23 protein-coding genes and 1 pseudogene are annotated in these 25,391 nt (G+C 67.7%); 21 read left to right on the plus strand and 3 right to left on the minus strand.

The genetic code is table 11. From position 1 onward, the window contains the following. Positions 1-49: 49 nt before the first annotated feature. A pseudogene (locus tag MELE44368_RS26900) lies at positions 50-160 on the minus strand (CAP domain-containing protein); the annotation flags it as partial. 140 nt (positions 161-300) lie between these two features. Here MELE44368_RS26900 and MELE44368_RS11100 point away from each other — a divergent pair. Both MELE44368_RS11100 and MELE44368_RS11105 read left to right on the plus strand, forming a co-directional pair. Next, positions 301-978 carry a TetR/AcrR family transcriptional regulator gene (locus tag MELE44368_RS11100; RefSeq protein WP_128108525.1) on the plus strand — a complete coding sequence of 226 codons (678 nt, stop codon included), beginning with the start codon at positions 301-303 and terminating at the stop codon, positions 976-978. Then, complete coding sequence (locus MELE44368_RS11105) at positions 975-2,771, plus strand: acyl-CoA dehydrogenase (RefSeq protein WP_128108526.1); 1,797 nt, start codon at positions 975-977, stop codon at positions 2,769-2,771. Before MELE44368_RS11100 ends, MELE44368_RS11105 begins: the two co-directional genes overlap by 4 nt. On the opposite strand, the gene MELE44368_RS11110 is transcribed toward MELE44368_RS11105, so the two are convergent. Then, entirely contained in the window at positions 2,768-3,874 is a 1,107-nt protein-coding gene (locus MELE44368_RS11110) for an alcohol dehydrogenase catalytic domain-containing protein (protein WP_128108527.1), read from the minus strand. The two genes, MELE44368_RS11105 and MELE44368_RS11110, sit on opposite strands and share 4 nt — an antisense overlap. Positions 3,875-3,909: 35 nt before the next feature. Between MELE44368_RS11110 and MELE44368_RS11115 the strand changes: the two genes are divergently transcribed. Together MELE44368_RS11115 and MELE44368_RS11120 are read left to right on the plus strand one after the other, a co-directional pair. Beyond that, positions 3,910-4,347, plus strand: coding sequence for an acyl-CoA thioesterase (locus MELE44368_RS11115; RefSeq protein ID WP_128108528.1), 438 nt, complete (start codon positions 3,910-3,912; stop codon positions 4,345-4,347). A 16-nt stretch (positions 4,348-4,363) separates the two neighbouring features. Then, on the plus strand, positions 4,364-4,804 hold the full coding sequence (locus MELE44368_RS11120; protein ID WP_128108529.1) for an SRPBCC family protein: 441 nt from the start codon (positions 4,364-4,366) through the stop codon (positions 4,802-4,804). Between the two features lie 135 nt (positions 4,805-4,939). Here the strand turns inward: MELE44368_RS11120 and MELE44368_RS11125 are convergent, their stop codons facing one another. Beyond that, entirely contained in the window at positions 4,940-5,632 is a 693-nt protein-coding gene (locus MELE44368_RS11125; RefSeq protein WP_206613742.1) for a GntR family transcriptional regulator, read from the minus strand. A 124-nt stretch (positions 5,633-5,756) separates the two neighbouring features. Here MELE44368_RS11125 and fadD5 point away from each other — a divergent pair, with 124 nt between their 5' ends. The 17 genes from fadD5 to MELE44368_RS11210 all read left to right on the plus strand — a co-directional run bounded on the left by fadD5 (position 5,757) and on the right by MELE44368_RS11210 (position 25,390). Beyond that, on the plus strand, positions 5,757-7,397 hold the full coding sequence (gene fadD5, locus MELE44368_RS11130; protein WP_128108530.1) for a fatty-acid--CoA ligase FadD5: 1,641 nt from the start codon (positions 5,757-5,759) through the stop codon (positions 7,395-7,397). A 221-nt stretch (positions 7,398-7,618) separates the two neighbouring features. Continuing rightward, positions 7,619-8,416: an MlaE family ABC transporter permease gene (locus tag MELE44368_RS11135; protein ID WP_128108531.1), complete on the plus strand. Its 798-nt coding sequence runs from the start codon at positions 7,619-7,621 to the stop codon at positions 8,414-8,416. 1 nt (position 8,417) lies between these two features. Continuing rightward, complete coding sequence (locus tag MELE44368_RS11140; protein WP_128108532.1) at positions 8,418-9,287, plus strand: MlaE family ABC transporter permease; 870 nt, start codon at positions 8,418-8,420, stop codon at positions 9,285-9,287. A gap of 4 nt (positions 9,288-9,291) precedes the next feature. Then, positions 9,292-10,503: an MCE family protein gene (locus MELE44368_RS11145; RefSeq protein WP_046752560.1), complete on the plus strand. Its 1,212-nt coding sequence runs from the start codon at positions 9,292-9,294 to the stop codon at positions 10,501-10,503. After that, positions 10,500-11,531, plus strand: a complete 1,032-nt coding sequence (locus MELE44368_RS11150; RefSeq protein WP_128108533.1) for a virulence factor Mce family protein — start codon at positions 10,500-10,502, stop codon at positions 11,529-11,531. The genes MELE44368_RS11145 and MELE44368_RS11150 overlap by 4 nt, the downstream gene beginning before the upstream one ends. Further along, on the plus strand, positions 11,528-13,096 hold the full coding sequence (locus MELE44368_RS11155; protein WP_046752562.1) for a virulence factor Mce family protein: 1,569 nt from the start codon (positions 11,528-11,530) through the stop codon (positions 13,094-13,096). The genes MELE44368_RS11150 and MELE44368_RS11155 overlap by 4 nt, the downstream gene beginning before the upstream one ends. A gap of 11 nt (positions 13,097-13,107) precedes the next feature. Then, positions 13,108-14,742, plus strand: a complete 1,635-nt coding sequence (locus tag MELE44368_RS11160; RefSeq protein WP_128108534.1) for a virulence factor Mce family protein — start codon at positions 13,108-13,110, stop codon at positions 14,740-14,742. A 65-nt stretch (positions 14,743-14,807) separates the two neighbouring features. Next, on the plus strand, positions 14,808-15,959 hold the full coding sequence (locus MELE44368_RS11165) for a virulence factor Mce family protein (protein ID WP_128108535.1): 1,152 nt from the start codon (positions 14,808-14,810) through the stop codon (positions 15,957-15,959). Between the two features lie 3 nt (positions 15,960-15,962). Further along, positions 15,963-17,525, plus strand: coding sequence for an MCE family protein (locus MELE44368_RS11170; RefSeq protein WP_128108536.1), 1,563 nt, complete (start codon positions 15,963-15,965; stop codon positions 17,523-17,525). Further along, positions 17,495-18,145 (plus strand): Rv1363c family protein, encoded by a 651-nt coding sequence (locus MELE44368_RS11175; protein WP_128108537.1) that lies wholly within the window; start codon positions 17,495-17,497, stop codon positions 18,143-18,145. The genes MELE44368_RS11170 and MELE44368_RS11175 overlap by 31 nt, the downstream gene beginning before the upstream one ends. Before the next feature lie 11 nt (positions 18,146-18,156). After that, positions 18,157-19,134, plus strand: a complete 978-nt coding sequence (locus MELE44368_RS11180; RefSeq protein ID WP_128108583.1) for an RDD family protein — start codon at positions 18,157-18,159, stop codon at positions 19,132-19,134. Continuing rightward, complete coding sequence (locus tag MELE44368_RS11185) at positions 19,131-19,682, plus strand: Rv1363c family protein (protein ID WP_128108538.1); 552 nt, start codon at positions 19,131-19,133, stop codon at positions 19,680-19,682. Before MELE44368_RS11180 ends, MELE44368_RS11185 begins: the two co-directional genes overlap by 4 nt. After that, positions 19,649-20,545, plus strand: coding sequence for a mammalian cell entry protein (locus MELE44368_RS11190; RefSeq protein ID WP_128108539.1), 897 nt, complete (start codon positions 19,649-19,651; stop codon positions 20,543-20,545). Before MELE44368_RS11185 ends, MELE44368_RS11190 begins: the two co-directional genes overlap by 34 nt. 16 nt (positions 20,546-20,561) lie before the next feature. Then, positions 20,562-21,269, plus strand: coding sequence for a YoaK family protein (locus MELE44368_RS11195; protein WP_128108540.1), 708 nt, complete (start codon positions 20,562-20,564; stop codon positions 21,267-21,269). Positions 21,270-21,307: 38 nt separating this feature from the next. Next, on the plus strand, positions 21,308-22,138 hold the full coding sequence (locus MELE44368_RS11200; protein ID WP_128108541.1) for an SDR family NAD(P)-dependent oxidoreductase: 831 nt from the start codon (positions 21,308-21,310) through the stop codon (positions 22,136-22,138). Between the two features lie 2 nt (positions 22,139-22,140). After that, positions 22,141-22,908 (plus strand): fructosamine kinase family protein, encoded by a 768-nt coding sequence (locus MELE44368_RS11205; RefSeq protein WP_128108542.1) that lies wholly within the window; start codon positions 22,141-22,143, stop codon positions 22,906-22,908. Between the two features lie 157 nt (positions 22,909-23,065). Beyond that, positions 23,066-25,390, plus strand: a complete 2,325-nt coding sequence (locus MELE44368_RS11210; protein WP_128108543.1) for an ATPase — start codon at positions 23,066-23,068, stop codon at positions 25,388-25,390. Position 25,391 lies beyond the last annotated feature (1 nt).

Here is a 25,391-nt window from a genome sequence, read left to right on the forward strand (position 1 = left end):
AGGCGCGATCTACTCGCACTTTCCCGCCCGTTTGTCCCTTCGGGCGTAGTTAGACCGGAGGGTAGGCCGGTGGGGGGTAGACGCCGCGCAGAATCCAGGCGAACCAGTTGACTCCGTACTCCAACTCGTCGCTCGCGTCATAGTCCGGGTTCGGATCCACGTCATCACCTCTCGAGTGCGGCCCGCTCTGGCGCAAGTCTAGACCCGCCGATTGCGTCGGCGATAGCCCTGGCCCCATAAACTAGCCAACCAGTTGATTGACGCCCGAACAGGCTTCGGGCCTGCATATAGTGAGTCGCCATGTCCGTTTCGTCCGCCGAAAGCAGCAACGGGAAGTCCCGTCGCGAAGAGCTGTTGGCCGTCGCCACCAAGCTGTTCGCAGCGCGCGGATATCACGGCACCCGGATGGATGACGTGGCCGACGCGGTCGGGCTGAACAAGGCGACGGTGTATCACTACTACGCCAGCAAGTCGCTGATCCTCTACGACATCTACAAGGGCGCCGCCGACTTCACCGTCGACGCCGTGCACGACGACCCGACCGCGTCCGCACGCGAGACGATCTACCACTTCACCCACAGGTTGCTCGTCGGCATCGCCAGCGACATCGAGCGCGCCGCGGTGTACTTCCAGGAGGGGCCGTACATCACGGAGTGGTTCACCGAGGACCAGGTGGCCTACATCCGGCAGGCCGAGGCGCAGGTGTACGAGCACATCCGCGACGTGATCGACCGCGGCATCGAGAGCGGCGAGTTCTACGACTGCGACTCGCACGTGCTCGCCCTCGGCTACATCGGAATGACGCTGGGCGCATACCGCTGGCTGCGGCCGCAGGGCAGGCGCACCGCCCAGGAGATCGCCGTCGAGTTCAGCACGGCCCTGCTGCGCGGCCTGATCCGCGACGAGACCGTGCGCGTGGAGTCCCCGCTGGGGATCGACCTACCCACCACCGAGAGCACTGCGCAGGCCCAGCCATGAAATCGAATCTGCTGTCCCGACGTGACATCGACTTCCTGCTGTTCGAATGGCTCCGGGTCGACGAGCTGACGAAGCGCCCGCGGTTCGCCGAGCACTCCCGGGAGACGCTGGAAGGGGCGCTGGAGCTGTGTGAGCAGCTGGCCACCCGCTACTTCGCGAACCACAACAAGAAGAGCGACGCCAACGAGCCCAGCTTCGACGGCGAGAAGGTCACCGTCATCGAGGAGGTCAAACAGGCCTGGGACGCGTTCGCCGACGCCGACCTGCTCGGCATGTCGATGGACAACGAGCGCGGCGGCGCCCAGTTGCCGTTCGCCGTGGCCGAAGCCGGCTTCGCCTGGTTCGCCGCCGGCAACATCGCCACCGCCGGCTACCTCATGCTCACCATCGCCAACGCCAACCTGCTGAGCCGGTTCGGCACCGACGAGCAGATCGAGCGCTTCTTCGAACCGATGCTGGCAGGGCAGTTCTCGGGCACGATGGCGCTCTCGGAGCCCCAGGCGGGCTCCTCGCTGGCCGACATCGTCACCCGGGCGGAGCCGCAGGAGGACGGCACCTACCGGCTGTTCGGAAACAAGATGTGGATCTCCGGCGGGGACCACGAGTTGACCGACAACATCGTCCACCTGGTGCTGGCCAAGATCCCCGGCGGCCCGCCCGGCACCAAGGGCATCTCGTTGTTCATCGTGCCCAAGTTCCTGGTCGGCGCCGACGGGTCCGTCGGCGAGCGCAACGACGTGGTGCTCGCAGGGCTGAACCACAAGATGGGCCAGCGGGGTATCACCAACGCGTTGCTCAACTTCGGGGAGGGCAAGTTCAGCCCCGGCGGAAAGCCCGGTGCGGTCGGTTATCTGGTGGGTGAAGAGCACCGCGGCATCGTCTACATGTTCACGATGATGAACGAGGCACGGCTGCTCGTCGGGATGGCCGCGGTGGCCCTCGGCTACACCGGATATCTCAAGTCGGTGCAGTACGCGCGCGAGCGCCCGCAGGGTCGCCCGCTGACGGCCAACGATCCGGCAGCCCCGCAGATCCCCATCGTCGAGCATGCTGACGTCAAACGAATGTTGTTGGCGCAGAAGGCTTATGTCGAGGGTGGGATGGCGCTGCAGCTGTACTGCGCCAAGCTCATCGACCAGACCAACAGCGCCGAGTCCGACGAGGAGCGCGAGACCAGCGCCCTGTTGCTCGACCTGCTGACCCCGGTCGGCAAGAGCTGGCCCTCGCAATGGTGCGTGGAAGCCAACAACCTGGCGATCCAGGTGCACGGCGGCTACGGCTACACCCGCGAGTACGACGTCGAGCAGCACTACCGGGACAACCGGCTCAACCCGATCCACGAGGGCACGCACGGCATTCAGAGCCTGGACCTGCTGGGCCGCAAGATCCCGGCCCGCGGCGGTGCCGCGCTGACGGCATTGGGCACCGTCGTCGGCCGCTCGATGGCCACCGCCACCGAGCTCGGCGGCGAACTCGCCGAACACGCCGCCGCTCTCGACGCCACCTGGCAACGGCTGGTCGCCGTCACGACCGCGATGTTCGGTTCCGGTGACATCGAGGCCGCGATGGCCAACAGCGTGGTCTACCTCGAGGCGTTCGGTCACATTGTGGTCGCGTGGATCTGGTTGGAGCAGCTGATCGCCGCGCACGGCCGCGACGGCGACTTCTACGACGGCAAGCGCGCGGCGGGCCGCTACTTCTTCCGCTACGAGTTGCCCAAGACCGGGCCGCAACTCGACCTGCTGGAAAGCCTGGACCGCACCACGCTCGACATGCGCGACAGCTGGTTCTAGCCGAACGCGATGATCTGCCGGACGGCCCTGCCTTCGGCCAGTTCGTCCATCCCGGCGTTGACGTCGGCCAGCGAGATGGTCGAAGACACCAGCGATCCCACCGGCAGCCGCCCGTCGCGCCACATGCCCACGAAGCGTGGAATCTCGCGCTGCGGCACCGCCGAGCCGAGGTAGCTGCCGATCAGCGTGCGTCCTTCGGCGACGAAACCCAACGGCGACAGCGACATCCGTGCGTCGGGGGAGGGCAGGCCGACCGTGACGGTGCGCCCGCCCGGCGCCGTCAACGCGACCGCGGTCTCCACCGCCGCGGCGTGCCCGACGGCTTCGATCACCACCGCAGCCCTGACGCCGTCGTCGAGGGCCTCCTGCGGGCTGTACGCGGCGTGCACGCCGAGCGACCTGGCCCGCGCGAGCTTGTCGGGCAGCCGGTCCACACCGACGACGCGCACGTCGTCGTGCGCCAGCGCGGTGAGCACCGCCGCCATCCCGACCCCGCCGAGACCCACCACCGCCACGGTCTCACCGGGGCGCGGGCGGCCTGCGTTGACCACCGCACCCCCGCCGGTCAGAACCGCGCACCCGAGCAGCGAGGCGACGACGGGCGGCACATCGGAGGCGACGGGCACCACCGAGCGGCGGTCCACGACCGCGTGCGTGGCGAACCCCGACACCCCCAGGTGGTGGTGAACCGGTCGACCGTCGCGGCTCAACCGTCGTGCCCCGGTCATCAGCGTGCCCGCGTTGTTGACCGCGCTGCCGGGCTCACACGGCGTCAACCCGTCGGTGGCGCAGGCCGCGCACTGCCCGCACCGCGGCAGGAAGGTCATCACCACGCGGTCACCCGCGTCGACGTCGGCCACCCCGGCGCCGACCTCCTCGACGGTCCCGGCCGCTTCGTGACCGAGCAGCATCGGCACCGGTCGCACCCGGCTGCCGTCGACCACCGACAGATCCGAATGGCACAGCCCCGCGGCCTCGATGCGCACGAGCAGTTCGCCGCTGCCCGGCGGCGCCAGGTCCAGCTCGGCGATCGAAAGCGGCCGCGATTCGGCGTACGGCCGGGGCCGACCGATCTCTTCGAGCACCGCGCCGCGGATTCTCATGGCTACCAGCATGGCGGCGCTGACACACTGCTGCCATGAGTAGCGCTGAGGCGCGGCCGAACGCCGAGGACTTCCGGGTGCACTGGCCGGTGTCGACGCGGTGGATGGACAACGACATGTTCGGCCACCTCAACAACGCGGTGTACTACGGGCTGTTCGACACGGCGATCAACGGCTGGATCAACACCACCTGCGGGATCGACCCGACGACGGCGCCCTGGCTCGGCGTGGTCGCCGAGTCGGGCTGCAGGTACTTCTCGGAGCTGAGGTTTCCCGACCCCTTGACGGTCGGTCTGGCGGTGACGCGGCTCGGCAACAGCAGCGTCACCTACCGGCTGGGGCTGTGGAAACCGGACGGTCCGGTGGCCGCGGTCGGGCACTGGGTGCACGTCTATGTCGACCGTGTCACCCGCAGGCCGGTGTCGATCCCCGAAACCGTTCGCGCGCTGGTGGAAACGGCCCGCTGCGAGTAGTCGATATGCTCGACGGATGCCGCTCGTGAGCAAGACCGTCGAGGTCGAGGCGTCCGCCGAGGCGATCATGGGGATCGTCGCCGACTTCGAGGCGTATCCGGAGTGGAACGCCGAGATCAAGGGCTGCTGGGTGCTGGCGCGATACAACGACGGCCGGCCCAGCCAGCTGCGGCTCGACGTGGTCGTGCAGGGCCAGTCGGGCACGTTCATCACCGCCGTGTACTACCCGGGGGAGAACCAGATCTACACGATGCTGCAGCAGGGCGACCACTTCACCAAGCAGGAGCAGAGGTTCTCGGTGGTGCCGATCGGGGCGACATCGTTGCTGACCGTCGACCTCGAGGTCGAGACCAAGCTGGCCATCCCCAACACGATGGTCAAGAAGGCGATCGGGGACACCCTGGACTACCTGGCCGACAACCTCAAGACGCGCGCCGAGCAGCTGGCCGCCAAGTAGCCGGAAACATGACGGATTTCGCCGATTCTCGTCACCATCCCGACGTTCGGCGGGCTTAACGGGTTGATTGCAGCCATCAGGTGCATGCGATCAACCCGTTAGTGCCACCGCAGCTGGCCGCCAAGTAGCCCGGGGTCAGCTCCACAACCCGGTCTCCTCCAAACGGGCGATCAGCCGCTTCGCGCCGTCGGCGAACTCACCACCGGTCAGCCGGATGACCGCGTCGGCGTCCCGCCGGCGCAGCGCCGCGATCAGCTTGCGGTGACGGGTCAACGCCGCAGCCCCCCAGTGCGCATCGTCCGTGTAGATCCGGCCCGGCAGATACCGCGCGACGTGCAGCAGGAACCAGGCCAACTTGATCCGGCCGGTGGACAGGTTGAACGCCCGGTGAAAGGCGAACTCGGCCGACGCGATCTCCCTCGCGTTGCCCTGCTCGATCGCCGCGGCCAGCGCGTCGTTGAGCTCCTCGAGCTCGTCGATCTCGGCGTCGGTGATCCGCTCGGCCGCGGTGGCCGCCAACTCCTTGGCGATCGTGCCCTGCAGCCAGAAGATGTCCTCGACATCGGCGCGGGTCAGCGGGACGACCACGTGGCCCCGGTGCGGTTCGAGCTGCACCATGCCCTCGCCGCGCAGCGTGCGCAGCGCCTCACGCACCGGGGTGATGCTGACCCCCAGCGCGGCGGCGGTCTCGTCCAGCCGGATGTACGTGCCGGGCCGCAGCGTCCGGGTCATGATGTCGGCGCGCAACCGGTTGGCCACCTTGTCCGACAGCTGCTCACGCCGTACCCCGCGAGGGGGCCCCGGAAAGGGGGTGGCCGGTGCGTTCACTGTCTTCTCCGGTCATCTGGCGAGGGCTTGTCCCCGAACCGCCGAGGCCATAGTGTGACCGGGGCAACAACAATGTTTGATCAAATATCAACACTGTGCAACCCGGAGATGGAGTACACCTCTGTTGACCGAGCCCGACCCCACCCAACAGCCGTATCTCGCCCGAAGGCAGAACTGGACCAACCAGCTCGCTCGCCACGCCCTGATGCAGCCCGACGGGGTGGCCCTGCGCTTCTTGGGAAAGACCACCACCTGGCGTGAGCTCGATGAGCGCGTCGCGAGGCTCGCCGGGGCGCTGAGCCGGCGCGGGGTGCAGTTCGGCGACCGGGTGCTGATCCTGATGCTCAACCGCACCGAGTACATCGAGGCGTTCCTCGCGGCCAACAAGCTCGGCGCGATCGCCGTCCCGGTCAACTTCCGCATGACCCCTCCGGAGATCGCCTTCCTGGTCAGCGACTGCCAGGCCAAGGTGGTCATCACCGAGGCGGTGCTGGCGAACGTGGCCGCCGCGGTCCGCGACCTCGACCCGACACTGACCACCGTGATCGTCGCCGGCGGTGCGACCGATCAGAACTTGATCGGCTACGACGACCTGATCGACGAGGAGGGTGAACCGGCCCCGACGGTCGACATCCCCAACGACTCGCCGGCACTGATCATGTACACGTCAGGCACCACCGGCAGGCCCAAGGGCGCGGTGCTCACCCACACCAACCTCGCCGGGCAGGCGCTGACATTCCTGTTCACCAACGGCGCCGACATCAACAACGACGTCGGCTTCGTCGGTGTGCCGCTGTTCCACATCGCGGGCATCGGCAACATGATCCCCGGCCTGCTGCTGGGCCGGCCGACGGTGATCTATCCGCTGGGCGCCTTCGATCCCGGCGCGCTGCTGGACGTGCTCGAGGCGGAGAAGGTCACCGGCATCTTCCTGGTGCCCGCGCAGTGGCAGGCGGTGTGCGCCGAGCAGAGCGCCCGCCCCCGCCGGCTACAGCTGCGGGTGCTGTCGTGGGGCGCGGCGCCCGCCTCGGACACGTTGCTGCGCACCATGTCCGACACGTTCCCTGGCACGCAGATCCTGGCCGCGTTCGGCCAGACCGAGATGTCGCCGGTGACGTGCATGTTGTTGGGCGACGACGCGATCCGCAAGCTGGGCTCGGTCGGCAAGGTCATCCCGACGGTCGCCGCGCGCATCGTCGATGACGACATGAACGACGTACCGATCGGCGAGGTGGGCGAGATCGTCTACCGGGCGCCGACCCTGATGGCCGGCTACTGGAACAACCCGCAGGCCACCGCCGAGGCGTTCGCGGGCGGGTGGTTCCACTCCGGCGACCTCGTTCGCCAGGACGAGGAGGGCTACATCTGGGTCGTCGACCGCAAGAAGGACATGATCATCTCCGGTGGCGAGAACATCTACTGCGCGGAGGTCGAGAACGCCCTGGCCGCCCATCCAGCAATCGCCGAGGTGGCGGTGATCGGCCGCCGGGACGAGAAGTGGGGCGAGGTCCCCGTCGCGGTGGTGGCTCTCGGCCAGGACGCCGACGGTGATCTTGACCTGCGCGATCTCGACGAGTTCCTGTCCCAGCGGCTCGCCAGGTACAAGCATCCGAAGGTCCTCGAGGTGGTCGACGCGCTGCCGCGAAACCCCGCCGGCAAGGTGCTCAAGACCGAATTGCGGGAGCGGTTTGCCGTCGGCAAAACCGGTGACGCCGGCGAAAGTGCCACTCCGCCAACAGTTTCTGCCGGAGCCCAGGAGGAGTAGCAGATGGATTCGCGGTTACCGCTGGTTGCGGCGCGAATACTGCAGATGCGATACACCTCGGCGATCGGATCGGGTACAGTCCGGTGGTCTGCCTTACTACTGGCGAGTAAGGAGACGTTGGTCACAGACACCAGGCTCGAAGAACTCGAACAAGGAGGGCGCGTGCGACAGGCGCAGTTGTTGCGCCACGACACTCGCGATTTCGTCGTGGGAGTGCACTGGTGACGGCGACGACCGGTATGACCGGGTACGTGCGTGACCAGGTCAGACCGGGACTGGAGGCTGTCGGCGGGTTCGTCCGCATGTGCGTGCTCACCGGAAAGGCGCTGTTCAAGCCGCCGTTCCAGTGGCGCGAGTTCATCCTGCAGAGCTGGTTCCTGATGCGGGTGGCGTTCCTGCCCACGCTGGCCGTGTCGATCCCGCTGACCGTGCTCCTGATCTTCACGCTGAACATCCTGCTCGCGGAGTTCGGCGCCGCCGATGTCTCCGGCGCGGGCGCCGCGATCGGCGCCGTCACCCAGCTGGGTCCGCTGGTTACCGTGCTCGTCGTTGCCGGGGCCGGCTCGACGGCCATTTGCGCCGACCTCGGCGCCCGCACCATCCGCGAGGAGATCGACGCGCTGGAGGTGCTCGGCATCGACCCGATCCACCGCCTTGTGGTGCCCCGCGTGGTGGCCTCGACGTTCGTCGCGGTGCTGCTCAACGGCGCGGTGATCACCGTCGGCCTGGTCGGTGGCTTCATCTTCGGCGTGTACCTGCAGAACGTCTCGGCGGGCGCGTACGTCTCGACGCTGACGCTGATCACCGGCCTGCCCGAGGTGGTCATCTCGATCGTCAAGGCCGCGACCTTCGGGCTGATCGCGGGCCTGGTCGGCTGCTACCGCGGCCTGACCGTTTCCGGCGGCGCCAAGGGCGTCGGCACCGCGGTCAACGAGACGCTGGTGCTGTGCGTCATCGCCCTGTTCGCCGTCAACGTGGTGCTGACCACGATCGGTGTCCGGTTCGGAACAGGGAGCTGACGTGTCGACGACAACGGTCCTGCGTTCACGGTTTCCGCGGGGGTACTCCCGCGCACAGAGTGTGGCCAGTTCTCCCGCCCGCTTCCTGGACAGCGTCGGGCATGTCGCGGTGTTCGTCCTCACGGCGGTCGGCTCGATCGGGTACGCGCTGCGCTACTACCGCAGGGAGACGCTGCGGCTGATCGCCGAGATCGGCATGGGCACCGGCGCTATGGCGGTCATCGGCGGCACGGTGGCGATCGTCGGCTTCGTCACGCTGTCCGGGTCGTCCCTGGTCGCGATCCAGGGCTTCGCCTCCCTCGGCAACATCGGTGTCGAGGCGTTCACCGGCTTCTTCGCCGCGCTGATCAACGTCCGCATCGCCGCCCCGGTGGTCGCGGGCCAGGCGCTGGCGGCCACCGTCGGCGCCGGCGCCACCGCCGAGCTCGGTGCGATGCGGATCAGCGAGGAGATCGACGCCCTCGAGGTGATGGGCATCAAGTCGATCTCGTATCTGGTGTCCACCCGGATCATGGCCGGCTTCATCGTGATCATCCCGCTGTACGCGATGGCGATCATCATGAGCTTCCTGTCCGCACAGGTGACCACGACGTTCTTCTACGGGCAGTCGATCGGCACCTACGAGCACTACTTCCGCACGTTCCTGCGTCCCGACGACGTGTTCTGGTCGTTCATCCAGGCGGTGATCATCTCGGTCATCGTGATGCTCAACCACTGCTACTACGGCTACTACGCCAGCGGCGGTCCGGTCGGCGTCGGCGAGGCCGTCGGCCGGTCGATGCGCGCCTCGCTGGTCGCGATCGTGTGTGTGGTCCTGTTCGCCTCGTTGGCGCTCTACGGCGTCGACCCGAACTTCAACCTGACGGTGTAGCGCTATGACGGCACCCTTGAACGCTCCTCGCACACCGCCGTACAAGCTGGCGGGGCTGGTACTGACGCTGTTGACGGTCATCGCGCTGGTGCTGGTCTACATGCAGTTCCGCGGCGACTTCCTGCCGCGCACGCAGCTGACCGTGCTCTCCGCGCGCGCGGGTCTGTCGATGGATCCCGGCGCCAAGGTCACCTACAACGGTGTGGAGATCGGCCGGGTGGCCGCCGTCGAGGGCGTCACGGTGGGCGACGAGCCGAAGGCCAAGATCATCCTCGACGTCGATCCCAAGTACCTCGACCTGATCCCGCGCAACGTCGACGCCAGCATCGACGCCACCACCGTGTTCGGCAACAAGTACGTGAACTTCACCGCGCCCGAACACCCCGACGCGGCACGGATCACCTCCTCGGACGTGATCGACGTGACGTCGGTGACCACCGAGTTCAACACGCTGTTCGAGACCGTGGTGTCGATCTCGCAGCAGGTGGATCCGATCAAGCTGAACCAGACGCTGTCCGCGACCGCCGAAGCCCTCGACGGGCTCGGCGACCGGTTCGGGCAGTCGATCATCCACGGCAATGAGATCCTGGCCGACATCAACCCGAAGATGCCGCAGATCGCCGAGGACAACAGGCTGCTCGCCGACCTCGGCGAGGTGTATGCCGACGCGGCGCCCGACCTGTTCGACGGGCTGGAGAACGCGGTGACCACCGCGCAGACGCTCAACGAGCAGCAGGGCAACATCGACCAGGCGTTGATGGCCGCGATCGGCTTCGGCAACACCGGTGGCGACATCTTCGAGCGCGGCGGTCCGTACCTGGTGCGCGGGGCCGAAGACCTTGTCGTGCCCTCGAAGATCCTCGACGAGTACAGCCCGGCGCTGTACTGCACGATCCGCAACTATCACGACGTGGAGCCCAAGGTGGCCGCGTCGCTGGGCGGTAACGGGTACTCGCTGCGGACGCTGTCGGAGCTCATGGGTGCCGCCAACCCCTACGTGTATCCGGACAACCTGCCGCGCGTGAACGCACGCGGCGGTCCGGAGGGCCGGCCCGGCTGCTGGCAGCCGATCACGCGTGACCTCTGGCCGGCGCCGTACCTCGTCATGGACACCGGTGCGTCGATCGCGCCGTACAACCACTTCGAGTTGGGCCAGCCGCTCCTGATCGAGTACGTCTGGGGCCGCCAAGTCGGGGAGAACACGATCAACCCATGAAAATCACCGGAACCGCCATCAAACTCGGCGCCTTCTCGCTGGTGCTGCTGTTGTTCACCGCAGTCATCGTCGTGGTGTTCGGCCAGATGCGGTTCGACCGCACCACCGGATACTCGGCGATCTTCTCCAACGCGAGCGGGTTGCGTGCCGGACAGTTCGTTCGCGCATCGGGTGTCGAGGTCGGCAAGGTCGACAAGGTCGAGCTGATCAACGGCGGCTCGATGGTGCGGGTCGACTTCAACGTCGACCGCTCGCTGCCGCTGTTCGAGGGCACCACCGCGTCGATCCGCTACCTGAACCTGATCGGCGATCGGTTCATGGAGCTCACGCGCGGCGACAGCGACGAGCGGATGCCCGCGGGCAGCACCATCCCCGTCGAGCGCACCGAGCCGGCGCTGGACCTCGACGCGCTGATCGGCGGGTTCCGCCCGGTGTTCCGGGCCCTGGATCCGGACAAGGTCAACAACATCGCCCAGTCGATCATCACGGTCTTCCAGGGTCAGGGCGGCACCATCAACGACATCCTCGACCAGACCGCGTCGCTGACGTCGGCGCTGGCCGACCGCGACCAGGTGATCGGTGAGGTGATCCGCAACCTCAACACGGTGCTCGACACCACGGTGCGCCACCAGCAGCAGTTCGACGAGACCGTGCAGGACTTCGAGAAGCTGATCACCGGCCTGAAGAACCGGGCCGACCCGATCGCCACGTCGGTCGCCGACATCAGCGACGCGGCCGGCACGGTCGCCGACCTGCTCGCCGACAACCGCCCGCTGCTGCAGAGCACGGTCGGTCACCTCGAAGCCGTGCAGCAACCGCTGGTCGACCAGCGCGACGAACTGAACGACATCCTGGTCAGGCTGCCCACCGCGTTCAAGATCATCGGGCGTGCGGGCGGTATCTACGGCGACTTCTTCAACTTCTACGCCTGCGACATCTCGATTCGGATGAACGGGCTGCAGCCCGGTGGGCCGGTGCGGACCATCAAACTCTTCAGCCAGCCGTCGGGTAGGTGCACGCCACAATGAGAACTCTGGAGGGATCGAACCGGGCCCGCATCGGGGTGATGGGCATCATCATCCTGGTCCTCGTGATCGGGGTGGGGCAGAGCTTCGCCAGCGTGCCGATGCTGTTCGCCTCGCCGACCTACTACGCCTACTTCTCCGACACCGGCGGTCTCGTCGAGGGCGACAAGGTCCGCATAGCCGGCGTCGACGTCGGGGAGGTGCGCTCCCTGGAGATCGAGGGCGACAAGGTCAAGATCGGCTACTCGCTCGGCGGTACGCAGATCGGCACGGACAGCCGCGCGGCCATCCGCACCGACACCATCCTGGGCCGGCGCAATATCGAGATCGAGCCGCGCGGGTCGGATCCGTTGCGCGCCAACGGCGCTTTGCCGCTGGGCCAGACCACCACGCCCTACCAGATCTACGACGCGTTCTTCGACGTGACGAAGGCGGCCTCGGAGTGGGACACCGAAACCGTCAAGCGCTCGCTGAACGTGTTGTCGGAGACTATCGACCAGACCTATCCGCATCTGAGCGCCGCGCTCGACGGGGTGGCGCGGTTCTCCGAGACGATCGGCAAGCGCGACGACGACGTCAAGAAGCTGTTGGCCAACGCCAACAAGATCGCCGGCGTGCTCGGCAGCCGCAGCGAGCAGATCAACCAGCTGCTGGTCAACGCCCAGACGCTGCTGGGCGCGATCAACGAGCGCAGCTACGCCGTGGCCGCCCTGCTCGAGCGGGTCGGGTCCTTCTCCGAACAGGTGAAGGGCTTCATCGACGACAACCCGAACCTCAACCGGGTGCTCGAGCAGCTGCGCGTGGTCAGCGACGTGCTGCGCGAACGCCAATACGACCTGATGGACACCCTGACCACGGTCGCCAGCTTCGTGGCGTCCCTGGGTGAAGCCGTGGCGTCGGGTCCGTACTTCAAGGTGATGCTGGTGAACCTGTTGCCGGGCCAGATCCTGCAGCCGTTCATCGACGCCGCGTTCAAGAAGCGCGGCATCGACCCGCAGAAGTTCTGGGGCGACGCGGGCCTGCCCGCGTGGCGGTTCCCGGATCCGAACGCGCAGGGCTTCGACAACGGCGCCCCGCCGCCGGGACCCGCGGTGCTGGAGGGCACGCCGGAGCATCCGGGACCCGGTGTGCTCAAGGGACATCCGTGCTCGTACACGCCTGGGCCCGGCGGCCTGCCACGGCCGGACAACCCACTGCCGTGTGCCGGGCTGTCCGTCGGTCCGTTCGGCGGCCCGGCCTACGGTCCGATCGACGTGGTCACGTCCGATCCGAACGCGCACGGTCCGCAGCCGTCACCGGGTGTGCCCGCCGCGGCCATCCCCGGCCAACTGCCGCCCAACATGCCGAGTCCACACGGTCAGGTGTCGGCCGACACCCCGCCGGGTGCGCGCACCGTGCCGGTGGGCCCCATGCCTCCGCAGCCGCCTGACTTCACACCTGGCATCGCGCCGTTGCCGCCGGCCCTGCCCGCCCCGCCGGCACCGGGACCGGGGCAGCAGTTGGCGCCGGCCGGGCAGCCGCCGCTACCGGGCAATCCGCCGTTCCTCCCGCCGGGATCGCAGGGATAGGGGGATAACTGATGTCGACCATCTTCAACATCCGAAGCCTGCGGCTACCACAGGTTTCTCGGGCCACGCTGATCATCGGCACCCTGGTCGTGGTGCTGGCCGTGGTGGCGGCCTTCGTCGGCTACAACCTCTACAAGAGGCTGACCACGAACACCGTCGTCGCGTACTTCACCGACACGCTGGCACTGTACCCGGGCGACAAGGTGCAGATCATGGGCGTCAAGGTCGGCTCGATCGACAAGATCGAACCGGCGGGCGACAAGATGAAGGTGACCTTCCACTACGACAACAAGTTCAAGGTGCCCGCCAACGCCACCGCGTCGATCCTGAACCCGAGCCTGGTGGCGTCGCGCACCATCCAGCTGGCCCCGCCCTACACCGGCGGGCCGGTGATGGAGGACAACGCCGTCATCCCGCTGGAACGCACCCAGGTGCCGGTCGAGTACGACGAGCTGCGTGACTCGATCAACCGGATCCTCACCGATCTCGGCCCGACACCCGAGCAGCCGTCGGGACCGTTCGGCGAGATCATCGAGTCGGCCGCCGACGGCTTCGCGGGCAAGGGCGAGCAGCTCAACCGGACGCTTAACGGGCTGTCCGAAGCGCTGTTCGCGCTCAACGAAGGCCGCGACGACTTCTTCGGCGTGGTCAAGAGCCTGGCGCTGTTCGTCAATGCGCTGCACCAGAGCGATCAGCAGTTCGTCGCGCTGAACGACGACCTGGCGCAGTTCACCAACGCGTTCACCAACACCGACCGCGAGGTGTCCAAGGCGCTGCGCGACCTCAACGAGCTGCTGACCACCACGCGCGGCTTCCTCGACGAGAACGCCGAGGTGCTGACCCACGACATCAACAACCTGTCGTCGGCCACCACGGCGATCCTGCAGCCGGACTCGCGCGACGGGTTGGAGACCGCGCTGCACGTGTTCCCGAACCTGGGCGCCAACCTGATGAACATCATCTCGCCGGTGACCGGCGGCGTGATGGGCATCCCGGTGATCAACAACTTCGCGAACCCGCTGCAGTTCGTGTGCAGTTCGATCCAGGCGGCCAGCCGGCTGGGTTATCAGGAGTCGGCCGAGTTATGCGCGCAGTACCTGGCGCCGGTCCTGGACGCGATCAAGTTCAACTTCCCGCCGTTCGGCGTCAACCAGTTCAGTTCGGCGCTGACGTTGCCCAAGCAGGTTGCGTACTCCGAGCCGAGGCTGCAGCCGCCGCCGGGGTACAAGGACACCACCGTGCCGGGCATCTGGTCGCGGGACACGTTGTTCTCGCACGGCAACCACGAGCAGGGCTGGGTGGCCGCACCGGGCATGCAGGGCGTCGAGGTGCAGCCGTTCACCGCGAACATGATGACCCCGGCGTGCCTCTCCGAGCTGATGGGCGGACCCGACTGCGAGATCCCGCCTGCGCCACCGACCTTCGGTGGACCGCACCAGGCGGGCCCGCCGAACGCCTACACGGAGAACACGCCGCTGCCGCCGCCGTGGTATCCGCAGCCCGGCCCGCCGCCGGCTCCGGCGCCGGGAGTGATCCCCGGTGACCCGGGTGGGGCTGCGCTGGCCGGACCCATGCCGGCCCAGGGCGGCCCGCCGCCGGGTCCGGCGCCGGCAGGACCCGCGCTGCCAGCAGAGGTGGGTGGCTGATGGGTGCTCGCGCGAGGATCGAAGGGCTCAGGATGAGGGCTCGCACTAGGAACAGAGGACCGGTCATGGGTGCTCGCAGGCTGAGCACGATCGCACGGCGCACCGTGGCGTTGGGTGCGATCGCGCTCGTGGTGAGCTCGTGTGGATCTTGGAGGGGCATCGCGAACGTGCCGCTGCCCGGCGGGCCCGGCACCGGATCGGACGCCTACACGGTTTACGTGCAGATGCCGGATACGTTGGCGCTCAATGTCAACAGCCGGGTCCGGGTCGCCGACGTGTACGTCGGCCGGGTGCGCGCGATCGAGCTGAAGAACTGGGTCGCCACGTTGACGTTGGACCTGGAGCCCAGCGTGAAGCTGCCGAAGAACGCGCTGGCGAGCATCGGGCAGACCAGCCTCCTCGGTTCGCAGCACGTGGAGCTGGAGCCGCCGCCGGACCCGTCGCCGGAGCCGTTGCGCAACGGTGACACGATCCCGCTGCAGAACGCGTCGGCGTATCCCACCACAGAACGGGTGCTGGCCAGCATCGCCACCATCCTGCGCGGCGGTGGCGTGCAGAACCTCGAGGTCATCCAGACCGAGATCAACAACCTGCTCACCGGGCGGGCCGACCAGATCAGGGAGTTCCTGAACCGGTTGGACACCTTCACCGGCGAGCTCAACCAGCAGCGCCAGGACATCACCCGGGCGATCGAGTCCACCGACCGGTTGTTGTCGATCGTCGCCCAGCGCAACAACACGCTGGACCGGGTGCTCACCGAGTTCCCGCCGCTGATCAAGCATTTCGCCGAGACCCGCGATCTGTTCGCCGACGCGGTGCAGGCCGTCGGGCGCATCAGCGGGGCGGCCGACGCCGCGCTGGGGCCGGCCAGCGACGACCTGAACACCAACCTGGCCAACCTGCAGCGGCCGCTGCGAGAGTTGGGTAAGGCGTCGCCGTACCTGGTCGGTGCGCTCAAGCTGCTGCTCACCGCGCCGTTCTCGATCGAGAACATTCCGAAAGTGGTGCGCGGTGACTACCTCAACGTGTCGCTGATGATCGACCTCACGCTGTCCGCGCTCGACAACGGCGTGCTGACCGGGACCGGTGTCTCCGGCATGCTGCGCGCGCTCGAGCAGGCGTGGGGCCGTGACCCGGCCACCATGATCCCGGACGTGCGGTACACCCCGAACCCGCACAACGTGCCCGGCGGGCCGCTGGTCGAAAGGGCTGAGTGAGCGATGCTGAGCAGGTTCATCAAGATCCAGCTGGTGCTGTTCACGATCCTGACGGTCATCGCGTTGGTCGTGCTGGGCTGGTACTACCTGCGGATTCCTGCGCTGGTCGGGATCGGCCAGTACACGCTGCACGCCGACCTGCCGCGGTCGGGCGGCCTGTACGCGACGGCCAACGTCACCTACCGCGGCACCCAGATCGGCAAGGTGACCGAGGTGGAGCCCACCGAGACCGGGGCGCGGGCCACGATGAGCATCGACAACCGCTTCAAGATCCCTGCCGATGCGACCGCGAACGTGCATTCCGTGTCGGCGATCGGCGAGCAGTACCTGGACCTGGTGTCGACCGGTGATCCGGGCCAGTATCTGCAGCCGGGCGCGACGATCACCGAGAGCACGGTGCCCAGCGAGGTCGGCCCGGCGCTGGACGCGGCCAACGAGGGTCTGGCCGCGCTGCCCAAGGAGAAGATCGACGCGCTGCTCACCGAGACGTCGCAGGCGGTCGGCGGGTTGGGTCCGGCGCTGCAGCGCCTGGTCGATTCGACGTCCAGCCTCGCGGCGGGCTTCCAGGAACACCTGCCCCAGGTCAACGACATCATCCTCAACGCCACCCCGATCCTGGACAGCCAGGTGACCTCGGGCGACAACATCGAGCAGTGGTCGCGCAACCTCAACGTGATCGCGGCGCAGGCGGCCCAGGAGGATGCGGCGTTGCGCAGCGGCCTTCAGCAGGCCCCGCCGACGCTGGATCAGGTCACCGCGGTGTTCGGCGATGTGCAGGAATCGCTGCCGCAGACGCTGGCCAACCTGTCGGTCGTCATCGACATGCTCAAGCGCTACCACAAGGGGCTCGAGCAGACGCTGGTGATCTGGCCCCAAGGCGGCGCGGCCAGCCAGGCGGGCACGCTGTTCGAGGATCTGGGCCAGCTGCCGCTGGCGCTGTCGATCAACCAGCCGCCGCCGTGCCTGACCGGCTTCCTGCCCGCGTCGGAATGGCGCTCACCCGCCGACACCAGCATGGCGCCGCTGCCCAAGGGCACCTACTGCAAGATCCCGAAGGACTACCAGGCCAACGTCGTTCGCGGGGCACGTAACTATCCGTGCGTCGACGTGCCCGGCAAGCGCGCGGCGACGCCGATGGAGTGCCGCAGCGACGAGCCGTATCAGCCACTGGGCACCAACCCGTGGTACGGCGACCCGAATCAGGTCCTGTCGTGCCCAGCTCCGGGCGCGCGTTGCGATCAGGGCGTCAACCCGGGCTTCGTCGTTCCCGCGCCGTCGGTGAACAGCGGTGTCAACCCGATGCCCGCCAGCGAGCTGCCGCCGGCGTTGTCGACGTCGCCGGTCAGCGACCCGCTGAGCCCGCCAGGACAGGGGTCCGTCACCTGTAGTGGACAGCAGCCCAACCCCTGCATCTACACTCCGGCACCAGGGCCACCCGGCTCGACGGCGGTGTACAGCCCGACCAGCGGACAGGTGGTCGGACCCGATGGCGTCAGGTACAACGTCAGCAACTCGAGTAACCCAGGAGACGACGGATGGAAGGAGATGCTGGCACCCGCCAGCTGAACCCCACCGATGCTGATGAAACGCCCGACGAAGCCCACCCAGAGCCCGACGAGTCGTTAGCAGTATCCACAGAAGAAGAGCCGACAGAACAGACCAGAAAGACAGCTGACCGACGCCGCCCGCCCCGGCTGGGCCGCGGCTGGGCGATCGGGATCTGCACGGCGCTGCTGCTGCTCGCGCTCGCCGGCGGAGTCGGCGGATACCTCGCGCTGAGGGCGCACCAGGACAACGACGCAACCGCGCGTGCGGAGGCGGCCGCGCTGCAGGCCGCGAAGGATTGCGTGACCGCCACGCACGCGCCGGACACCGCTGCGATGACCGCGGCGCAGGCCAAGATCATCGAATGTTCGACCGGTGACTTCGCCGTGCAGGCCTCGCTGTACAGCGGCGTACTGGTCGACGCGTACCAGGCCGCGAACGTTCAGGTGCAGGTGTCGGATATGCGCGCGGCGGTGGAAAAGCACAACGCCGACGGATCGTTCGATGTTCTGGTCGCCGTGCGGGTCAAGGTGACCAACTCCGAAACCGCCGACCAGGAGCAGGGTTACCGGCTGCGCGTCCAGATGGCGCCCGACGAGGGCACCTACAAAGTCGCCCGATTGGACCAGGTCACATCGTGACCTCATCGACCATGACGCTCGACGACTCCGACCTGCACACTCCGCCCGCCGACGAGGTGGCCGCGCCACCTTTGGCATCCTGGCCTGCGCGCGCCGGCGCCTTCGCCATCGACGTGCTGCTCGGGCTGGCGGTGGTGGTGACGCTGGCGCTGGTGGCCTGGACGGCCCCGCTGCGGGGGTGGCTGTGGTGGGTGTTCACCGTGGCGGCCGCCCTGGTGGTGCTCGTGATGGCGGTGAATCGTCTGGTGTTGCCCGCGGTCAAGGGATTCAGCCTGGGGCGCGCGCTGTTCGGCATCGCCGTGGTGCACCGGTCCGGCACCCGGGCGGGCGTGTGGCGGTTGTTGGCGCGCGATCTGGCGCATCTGCTGGACACCGCGGCGCTGTTCCTCGGCTGGCTGTGGCCGCTGTGGGACCGGCGTCGGCGGACGTTCGCCGACCTGTTGTTGCGCACCGAGGTGCACAAGAGCCCGTCCGAGGCCCGCGACGTGCGCCGGCTGACCGCGGGGGTGCTGATCGCGGCCGCGCTGCTGTGCGTGGTGGCGGTCGCGCTGAGCGTCGTGGTGGTGTACCGCCAGGACCGCGCCATCGAGAACGCTCGCGCGCAGATCACCGAGCAGGGACCGCGGATCGTCGAACAGATGCTGACCTACAAGAAGGACACGCTGCAGCAGGATTTCGCGCATGCACAGTCGCTGACCACCGATGCGTACCGCGACCAGTTGATCGCTCAGCAGCAGGCGGTTCAGAACGCCGGCGTGACGTCCAACGAGTACTGGGCGGTCAGCAGCGCGGTGGTGCCGAACCCGCCGGTCACGCCATCCAGCGCGTCGATGCTGTTGGCGCTGCAGGGTCAGCGCGGCGATGACCCCAACAGCCTGAAGTTCATCACCGCGACCGTGCGGGTCAAGTTCGAGAAATCGGACGGGCAGTGGCGCGTTGCTGATCTGACGGTGCTCAAGAAGCCGCTGACGAGTCCGGAGGGCCAGTGAGCCCGCGGCGCCGGATCGAGGCCGACGAGCCAGACTTCTTCGAGGTGACGCCCCGGCGGCCCCGCCGGTGGGGGCTGCCGGTCGTCGCCACGGTGGCGTCGCTGGTGCTGATCGCGATGCTCACGTTGAGCACGCTGTTGTTGGTCAACCATGAGATCGACCGGCGCGCGGCGGTCAAGGACGCGTTGGCGCTCGGCTATGTCCGCCAGTTCATGACCGAGTACACCTCGCTGGATCCGTTCCACGCCAACGACTATGTGGAGCGGATCCTGGCCGAGGGCACCGGCGAGTTCGCGGAGATGTTCAACGAGAGGAAGAACGAGATCCTGGTCCAGGTGGCGCGCGCCGAGCCCACCGCCGGCACCGTGGTGGAGGCCGGGGTGCAGCGCTGGAACGACGACGGCAGCGCCGATGTGCTGGTCGCGACGACGGTGACCTCCCAGTCGCCCGACGGCAAGCAGACGTATGAGAGCGGAAGCCGTTGGGTCGCAACGGCTATTGAGGAAGGACAGCAGTGGAAGATCAGCCAGCTGATTCAGGTGATCTGACCACCGACGCGGACGCGGCGGCCGATCCGGCGACGCCTGCCCGTCGTCGCCGCTGGTTCATCCTGCGTCGTCGCACCAAAACCGTTGCGCCCGACGAGGTTTCGGCCAAGCCACAGGGCACCGAGCCGGGACAGGCCAAGCCGGTGCCGCGGGGCAAGGCCGCGCGGGCAGCCAAGATGGAGCCTGTGGAAGCCGAAACGCCTGCGGAGGCCGAGGCTCCCGAGGCTGCGGAGGCGGAGGCCATCGAGACCGAGGCCGAAGCCGCCGAGGATGAGAGCGCCGAGCCCGCCGAGGCTGAGGCTCCCGAGCAGGAGCCGGCGGCGGAGCAGGTGCTCGTGCCCCATCGGCCGGCAGGCAAGCGGTTGGCGATCGCGGCGATCGTCGCGGGCGTGTTGTTCGTCGGGGCGGCGGGGTTCGCGGGCGCGATGCTGCAGCCGTATCTGACCGACCGCGCCACCGTTCAGATCAAGCTCGACGTGGCCCGCACGGCGACCGAAGCGATCACCACGCTCTGGACGTACACGCCGGAGGACATGGAGAGCCTTCCGGACCGCTCGGCGGGCTATCTGGGCGGCGATTTCGAGCACGAGTACCGCAAGTACATCGACGCGATCGTCGCGCCCAACAAGCAGGCCCAGGTCTCCAACACCACCCAGGTGATGGGTGCGGCGGTCGAGACGCTCACCCCGACCGAGGCGACCGCGATCGTCTACACCAACTCGGTGGCCACCAGCCCGGTGACCAAGAACATCCCGTCGCTGCGCTATCTGTCGTATCGGCTCACGATGAAGCGCGACGATGCGGACTGGTTGATCACCCGCATGTCCACGGTCACCTCGCTGGACCTGACACCACAGCTGTAGGCCGGAAGCCTCGACCGTGGCTGTCGAATCGCCTGTCTCGCAACGGTTTACGGTCTTGGCACTGTTCATGCTCACGTTCGCGACCGGCCTGGTCGACGCGGTCAGCGTGCTGGTCCTCGGGCACGTGTTCGTCGCCAACATGACCGGCAACGTCATCTTCCTCGGGTTCTGGTTCGTGCCGCACTCGGGTGTGGACGTGACGGCCGCGCTCGTGGCGTTCGTCGCCTTTGTGGCGGGCGCCGTGATCGGCGGCCGGTTGTGCCGCCACCTCGGCTCGGAGGTCCGGCGCTGGCTGGGGATCACCCTCGGCCTCGAAGTGGTGGCGTTGTCGGTGCTGGCGCTCCTGGCGGGCGCCGGCGTGCTCGATTACCAGGACGACACCAAGCTGATTCTGATCGCGGGGCTGGCCGTTGTGTTCGGCAACCAGAACGTCACCGGGCGTCAGTTCGGCGTGCAGGAACTGTCGACGACGGTGCTGACGTCGACGATCTCGGGTCTCGGCTTCGACAGCAGGCTCGCCGGTGGTAGCGGGGAACGGGAAAAGCTGCGCTACGGCGTGGTTTTGACGATGTGCGGCGGCGCGGTGGTGGGTGCGACGTTGACGCGGGTCACGGTCGCCCCTGTGATCGGGCTGGCCGCGGCGGTGATCGCCGTCGGCGCCGCCATCTTCTGGTTCGGTCCCCGACGCGCGACGACCTCGTCGGCGGGCGCACACACGCCGTAGTCTGACAACTGCTTCTGCCAGCCGACCGAGGAGAAGAGATGCCCTCTGTACTGGTCACCGGCGCCTCCCGGGGCATCGGCAAGGCGATCACCGAACATCTGGCCGCCCGTGGGTGGGACGTGATCGCGGGCGTCCGATCCCAGCCCGATGCCGAGGCGGTCACCGCGGCCAACCCGCAACGCATATCGGCCGTCATCCTCGACGTCACCGACCCCGAACACATCGATGCGCTGGCGACCTCGTTACCGGCCGACCTCGACGCGGTGGTCAACAACGCGGGAATCGCCGTCGCGGGCGCGGTGGAGGCGGTGTCTGTCGAGAATTGGCGAAAGCAGTTGGAGGTCAACGTCGTCGGTCAGATCGCGGTGACCCAGGAAGTGCTACCCCGGTTGCGGAAGTCACGCGGCCGCATCGTGTTCATTTCGAGCGTCAATGGCCGGCTCTCGATGCCGCTGATGGGTGCGTACTCGGCGAGCAAGTTCGCATTGGAGGCCGCCGCCGACGCATTGCGGGTGGAGTTGAGCCCGTGGCGCATTCCGGTGATCGTCGTCGAACCCGCGCAGACCGACACCGACATGTGGCGCACCGCCGACGACATGGTGGCCGAGGTCGAGGCCGGTCTGACGCCGGAGCACCGTGATCTCTACGCGAAACACATTGCGGGGATGAAGAAGTTCATCCCCATCGCGCAGCGCAGCGCGGTGTCCCCGACGAAGGTGTCCGCCGTCGTCGAGCAGGCGCTGACCGCCGGGCGGCCCCGGGCGCGCTACGTGGTCGGCCTCGGCCCCAAAGTCCAGGTCGGGTTGATGACAAAGCTGCCGTCCAGGGTCCGTGACCACGCGGTACGCCGCGTGTTCGGCCTCCCGTAGGCATGCGGCCGTTCAGCAAGCGTCGTGCAGGGGCGCCCCCTGGACTATTTGCTTTCGAAGCCGCTGGGCTGCAATGGCTTTCAGCTGCACGCGGAGGCGTGCCGTGCGCCAGGGTGTTCGACCACACCGACGACAGCATCACCCTCGAACACCTGCAGACCACCGCACCGACCCATACTGCCGCGTACGAGTTCGGTCAGCGGCTGGCATGCACGCACGACGCGGGAGCAGACGGGTTCGGTGCGCCACCGGACGGCTGGCACGGACCCGGTTACTTCGGTCCGCTGCACCACCCGCTGCCCATGTCCTTGACGCCCCACTCCGCCTGGGGCGTGTTCTATGCCCGAGAACGGCTGCGCCCCATGGCGAACCGGGCAGACGCGGCACTGGGGGCGACCACGCGCGCAGCCGTCGACGCGGTGATCGCCCGCTGTGAGGCCGGTGATTTCGACGACGACGATCCCCCGGCGCGGCTGCACGGTGACCTGTGGAGGGGCAACGTGATGTGGACGCGCCGCGGCGCGGTGCTGATCGACCCGGCGGCCGCCGGCGGGCACCGGGAAACCGACCTGGCGATGCTGGACCTGTTCGGCTGTCCATTCCTCGGTGCGGTGCTCGACGGCTACCAGTCGCAGCGCCAGCTACGCGACGGGTGGCGCCACCGGCTCGCGCTACACCAGCTCTATCCGTTGCTGGCGCACGTCGTCATCTTCCGCGGCGGCTACGAGCGCCAGCTCGCACGTGCTGCGGCTGACGCGCTGGCCCTCTGACCACGACGGACAGTCGACGAGTTAGCCATCTGCAAAGCTCGATGCCCACGACCCGGTTTGTTTGCGGAGCGAACGAATTTGCCCAACTCGCCCCGCCGCGCGCGCTTCATGCTACGGTCTGGCCCAAACCAACGGGGGGCCAGGAGGAACAGTTCAGTTGGCTGGCAGACATCAGGCACGCCGAAGGAACGTCAAGAAGTTCGCCAGAAAGGCCACCGCCCTCAGCGCCGCCACCGCGACGGCAACGGCCCTGATCGGTGTCACCCCCACCCCGGAGGCGACCGCCGCAGCCGAGGTCCGGGCCGTCGATGCCCAGCTCCTTGCGGCCGTCAACCAGTGGCCGTCGCCGGGCCAGCTCCCCGACGTGACGGCGGGCCTGGGCACGTTCGGTTCCAACGTCACCCAGACCGTGGTGGACTTCGTCGCGCGTGCGGTGGTCGAGAACCTCAACCTCGCCGCGCTCGCCCGGGCCGCCGGCATGGATCCGGAAAGCCTCCTCGAGAGGCTGGTGGGCGACCCGAACTTCTTGGTGGACAACGTTCTGGGCGGGCTGCTCGGCGAGATTCCCATCGACCTGTCACCGGTGCTCGACGCGTTGGTCGGCCAACTCGTCACCAACACGGTGCTGATTCCCGTCCTGCAACTCCTCGGCATCACCGACGCCCAAGGCGTGACAGACCTACTGCGCCTGCTGAACCTGGTCGGCCTGGACCTCAGCGATCCGCTCAACCTCGGCAACCTCGGTGTCCCGGGGCTGAACGTCGTCACCGCCGGCCCGGTCTTCACCATGTTGAAGCTGTTCGGCGCCGACCTCGGCTGGGTACCGCCGCTGCCCAACTCGGTGGCCGGCGACATCAACGGCACCGAGTACCTCGAAGTCGGGGCCGTCGGTCTGCTGACCACACTGCTCGCCAGGCTGACCCGAACCCTGCCGGGCAACCCGTTGATTCCGCTGCTGGGCAACGTGATCGACGGTCTGCTCGGCGATGTTCTGCCCGACGTCGTGCACCTGCGGGTTCCGGTGTCGGTGGGCATCGGGATGGGCGCGTTCGCGATCGCCACCGGTTACGACAAGGTGCTCGCCGATCTGGCAAATCAGCCCGGCGGGGTGAACTATGCCGGTCTCGATCCCCTGTTGGGCAGCATCACCGTGCTGCCGATGTTGCTGCTGTTGAACCCGGCCCGTCCCAACGGTGGGGCGTTCGCGCGGTTCTACCCGTTGTTCGACCTGCTCGGCATCAATACCGTCAACCCGCAGACCCAGGTGACCTCCAGCGGGGGATTGGCCCAGTTGCCGCTCGGCCTGTCGCTCGGCGGTGCGAACATCATCCCGGTGCTGATCGACATCGGCGTCGAGTACCACCCGATGTCGGACCTGGCGGCCTGGCCGAACCCGTTCTCGCTGCTGAACAACCTGATGGCCGGGATACTGCCGACCTACATGCTTCGGGGCCTCACCCTCGACACGGTGCCCGACCAACTCACCGAACAGATCGGTGATGCGCTGGAGAACCTCGTCGACGGCAAGCTGGCGCTGAACCTCTACGTCACGCTGCCGTCGGCCACGCAGCCGCTGCTCGAGCCGCTGTACCTGCTCTCGGACATCATCGCCATCACCACGCTCGGGGCGCTGGGCGTGAACCCCGTTGGAATGCTTGCCAATGCGCTTGCGCCCGCGGTCGAAGCACTCAACAACCTGGGTTACACCGACGTGGTCCGCAACCCGGACGGGACCTACACCAGGACGCTGACCGAGGGCGCGATTCCGACGCCGTTCCTGTCGTTCCCGTCGGGGATCAACCCGCTGCAGGTGCCGTTCGACATCCTCAATCTGCTGATCCGCGGATTCCAGAAGGAGTTCTTCAGCGGGAACCCGACTCCGGCCACACCGAACGCGATCCTCAACCTGCTCGACTACCTGACCGGCGGAGACCTGCTGGGCGCTTTGCCGTTGAGCGGCCTGAGCGGCCTGCTGAACGACGCCGTCGGCGGCCTGATCGGCAACCTGAACCTGCCGGCCATGACGCCACAGTTCGCCGCGCCGGGCGAGCCGGCCGAGACCGTCGCCTCCGGTGCGAGGATGCTGGCGATGTCGCACACCGACGACGACGACGTGGAAGACGAACCACGCTCCGACACAACGGATCCCGAGGTGACCGAGAAGGCTTCTGACGAAGGGACGGAAGAGGCCGCTGAGGATCAAGCGCCCGACGTCGACGAGACTTCCGAAGACGAGGATTTCGACGACGAGACACTCGACGAGTCGCTCGACGAGGATTTCGACGAGGACGAGGATTTCGACGAGTCGCTTGACGAGGATTTCGACGACGACGAGGCGTTCGGCGAGGACGAGTCCGCCGCGCCGAATCTGAGCACCACGAGCACCGACACCGACACCGACAGCGACAGCGACACGGAATCCACCGGACGGTCCGCCGGTTCAAGCGAATCCAGCGACGGAGCGTCAGGCAAGGCCGCCTGAG

The sequence above is a fragment of the Mycolicibacterium elephantis DSM 44368 genome (assembly GCF_004014805.1).
GTDB lineage: Bacteria > Actinomycetota > Actinomycetes > Mycobacteriales > Mycobacteriaceae > Mycobacterium > Mycobacterium elephantis.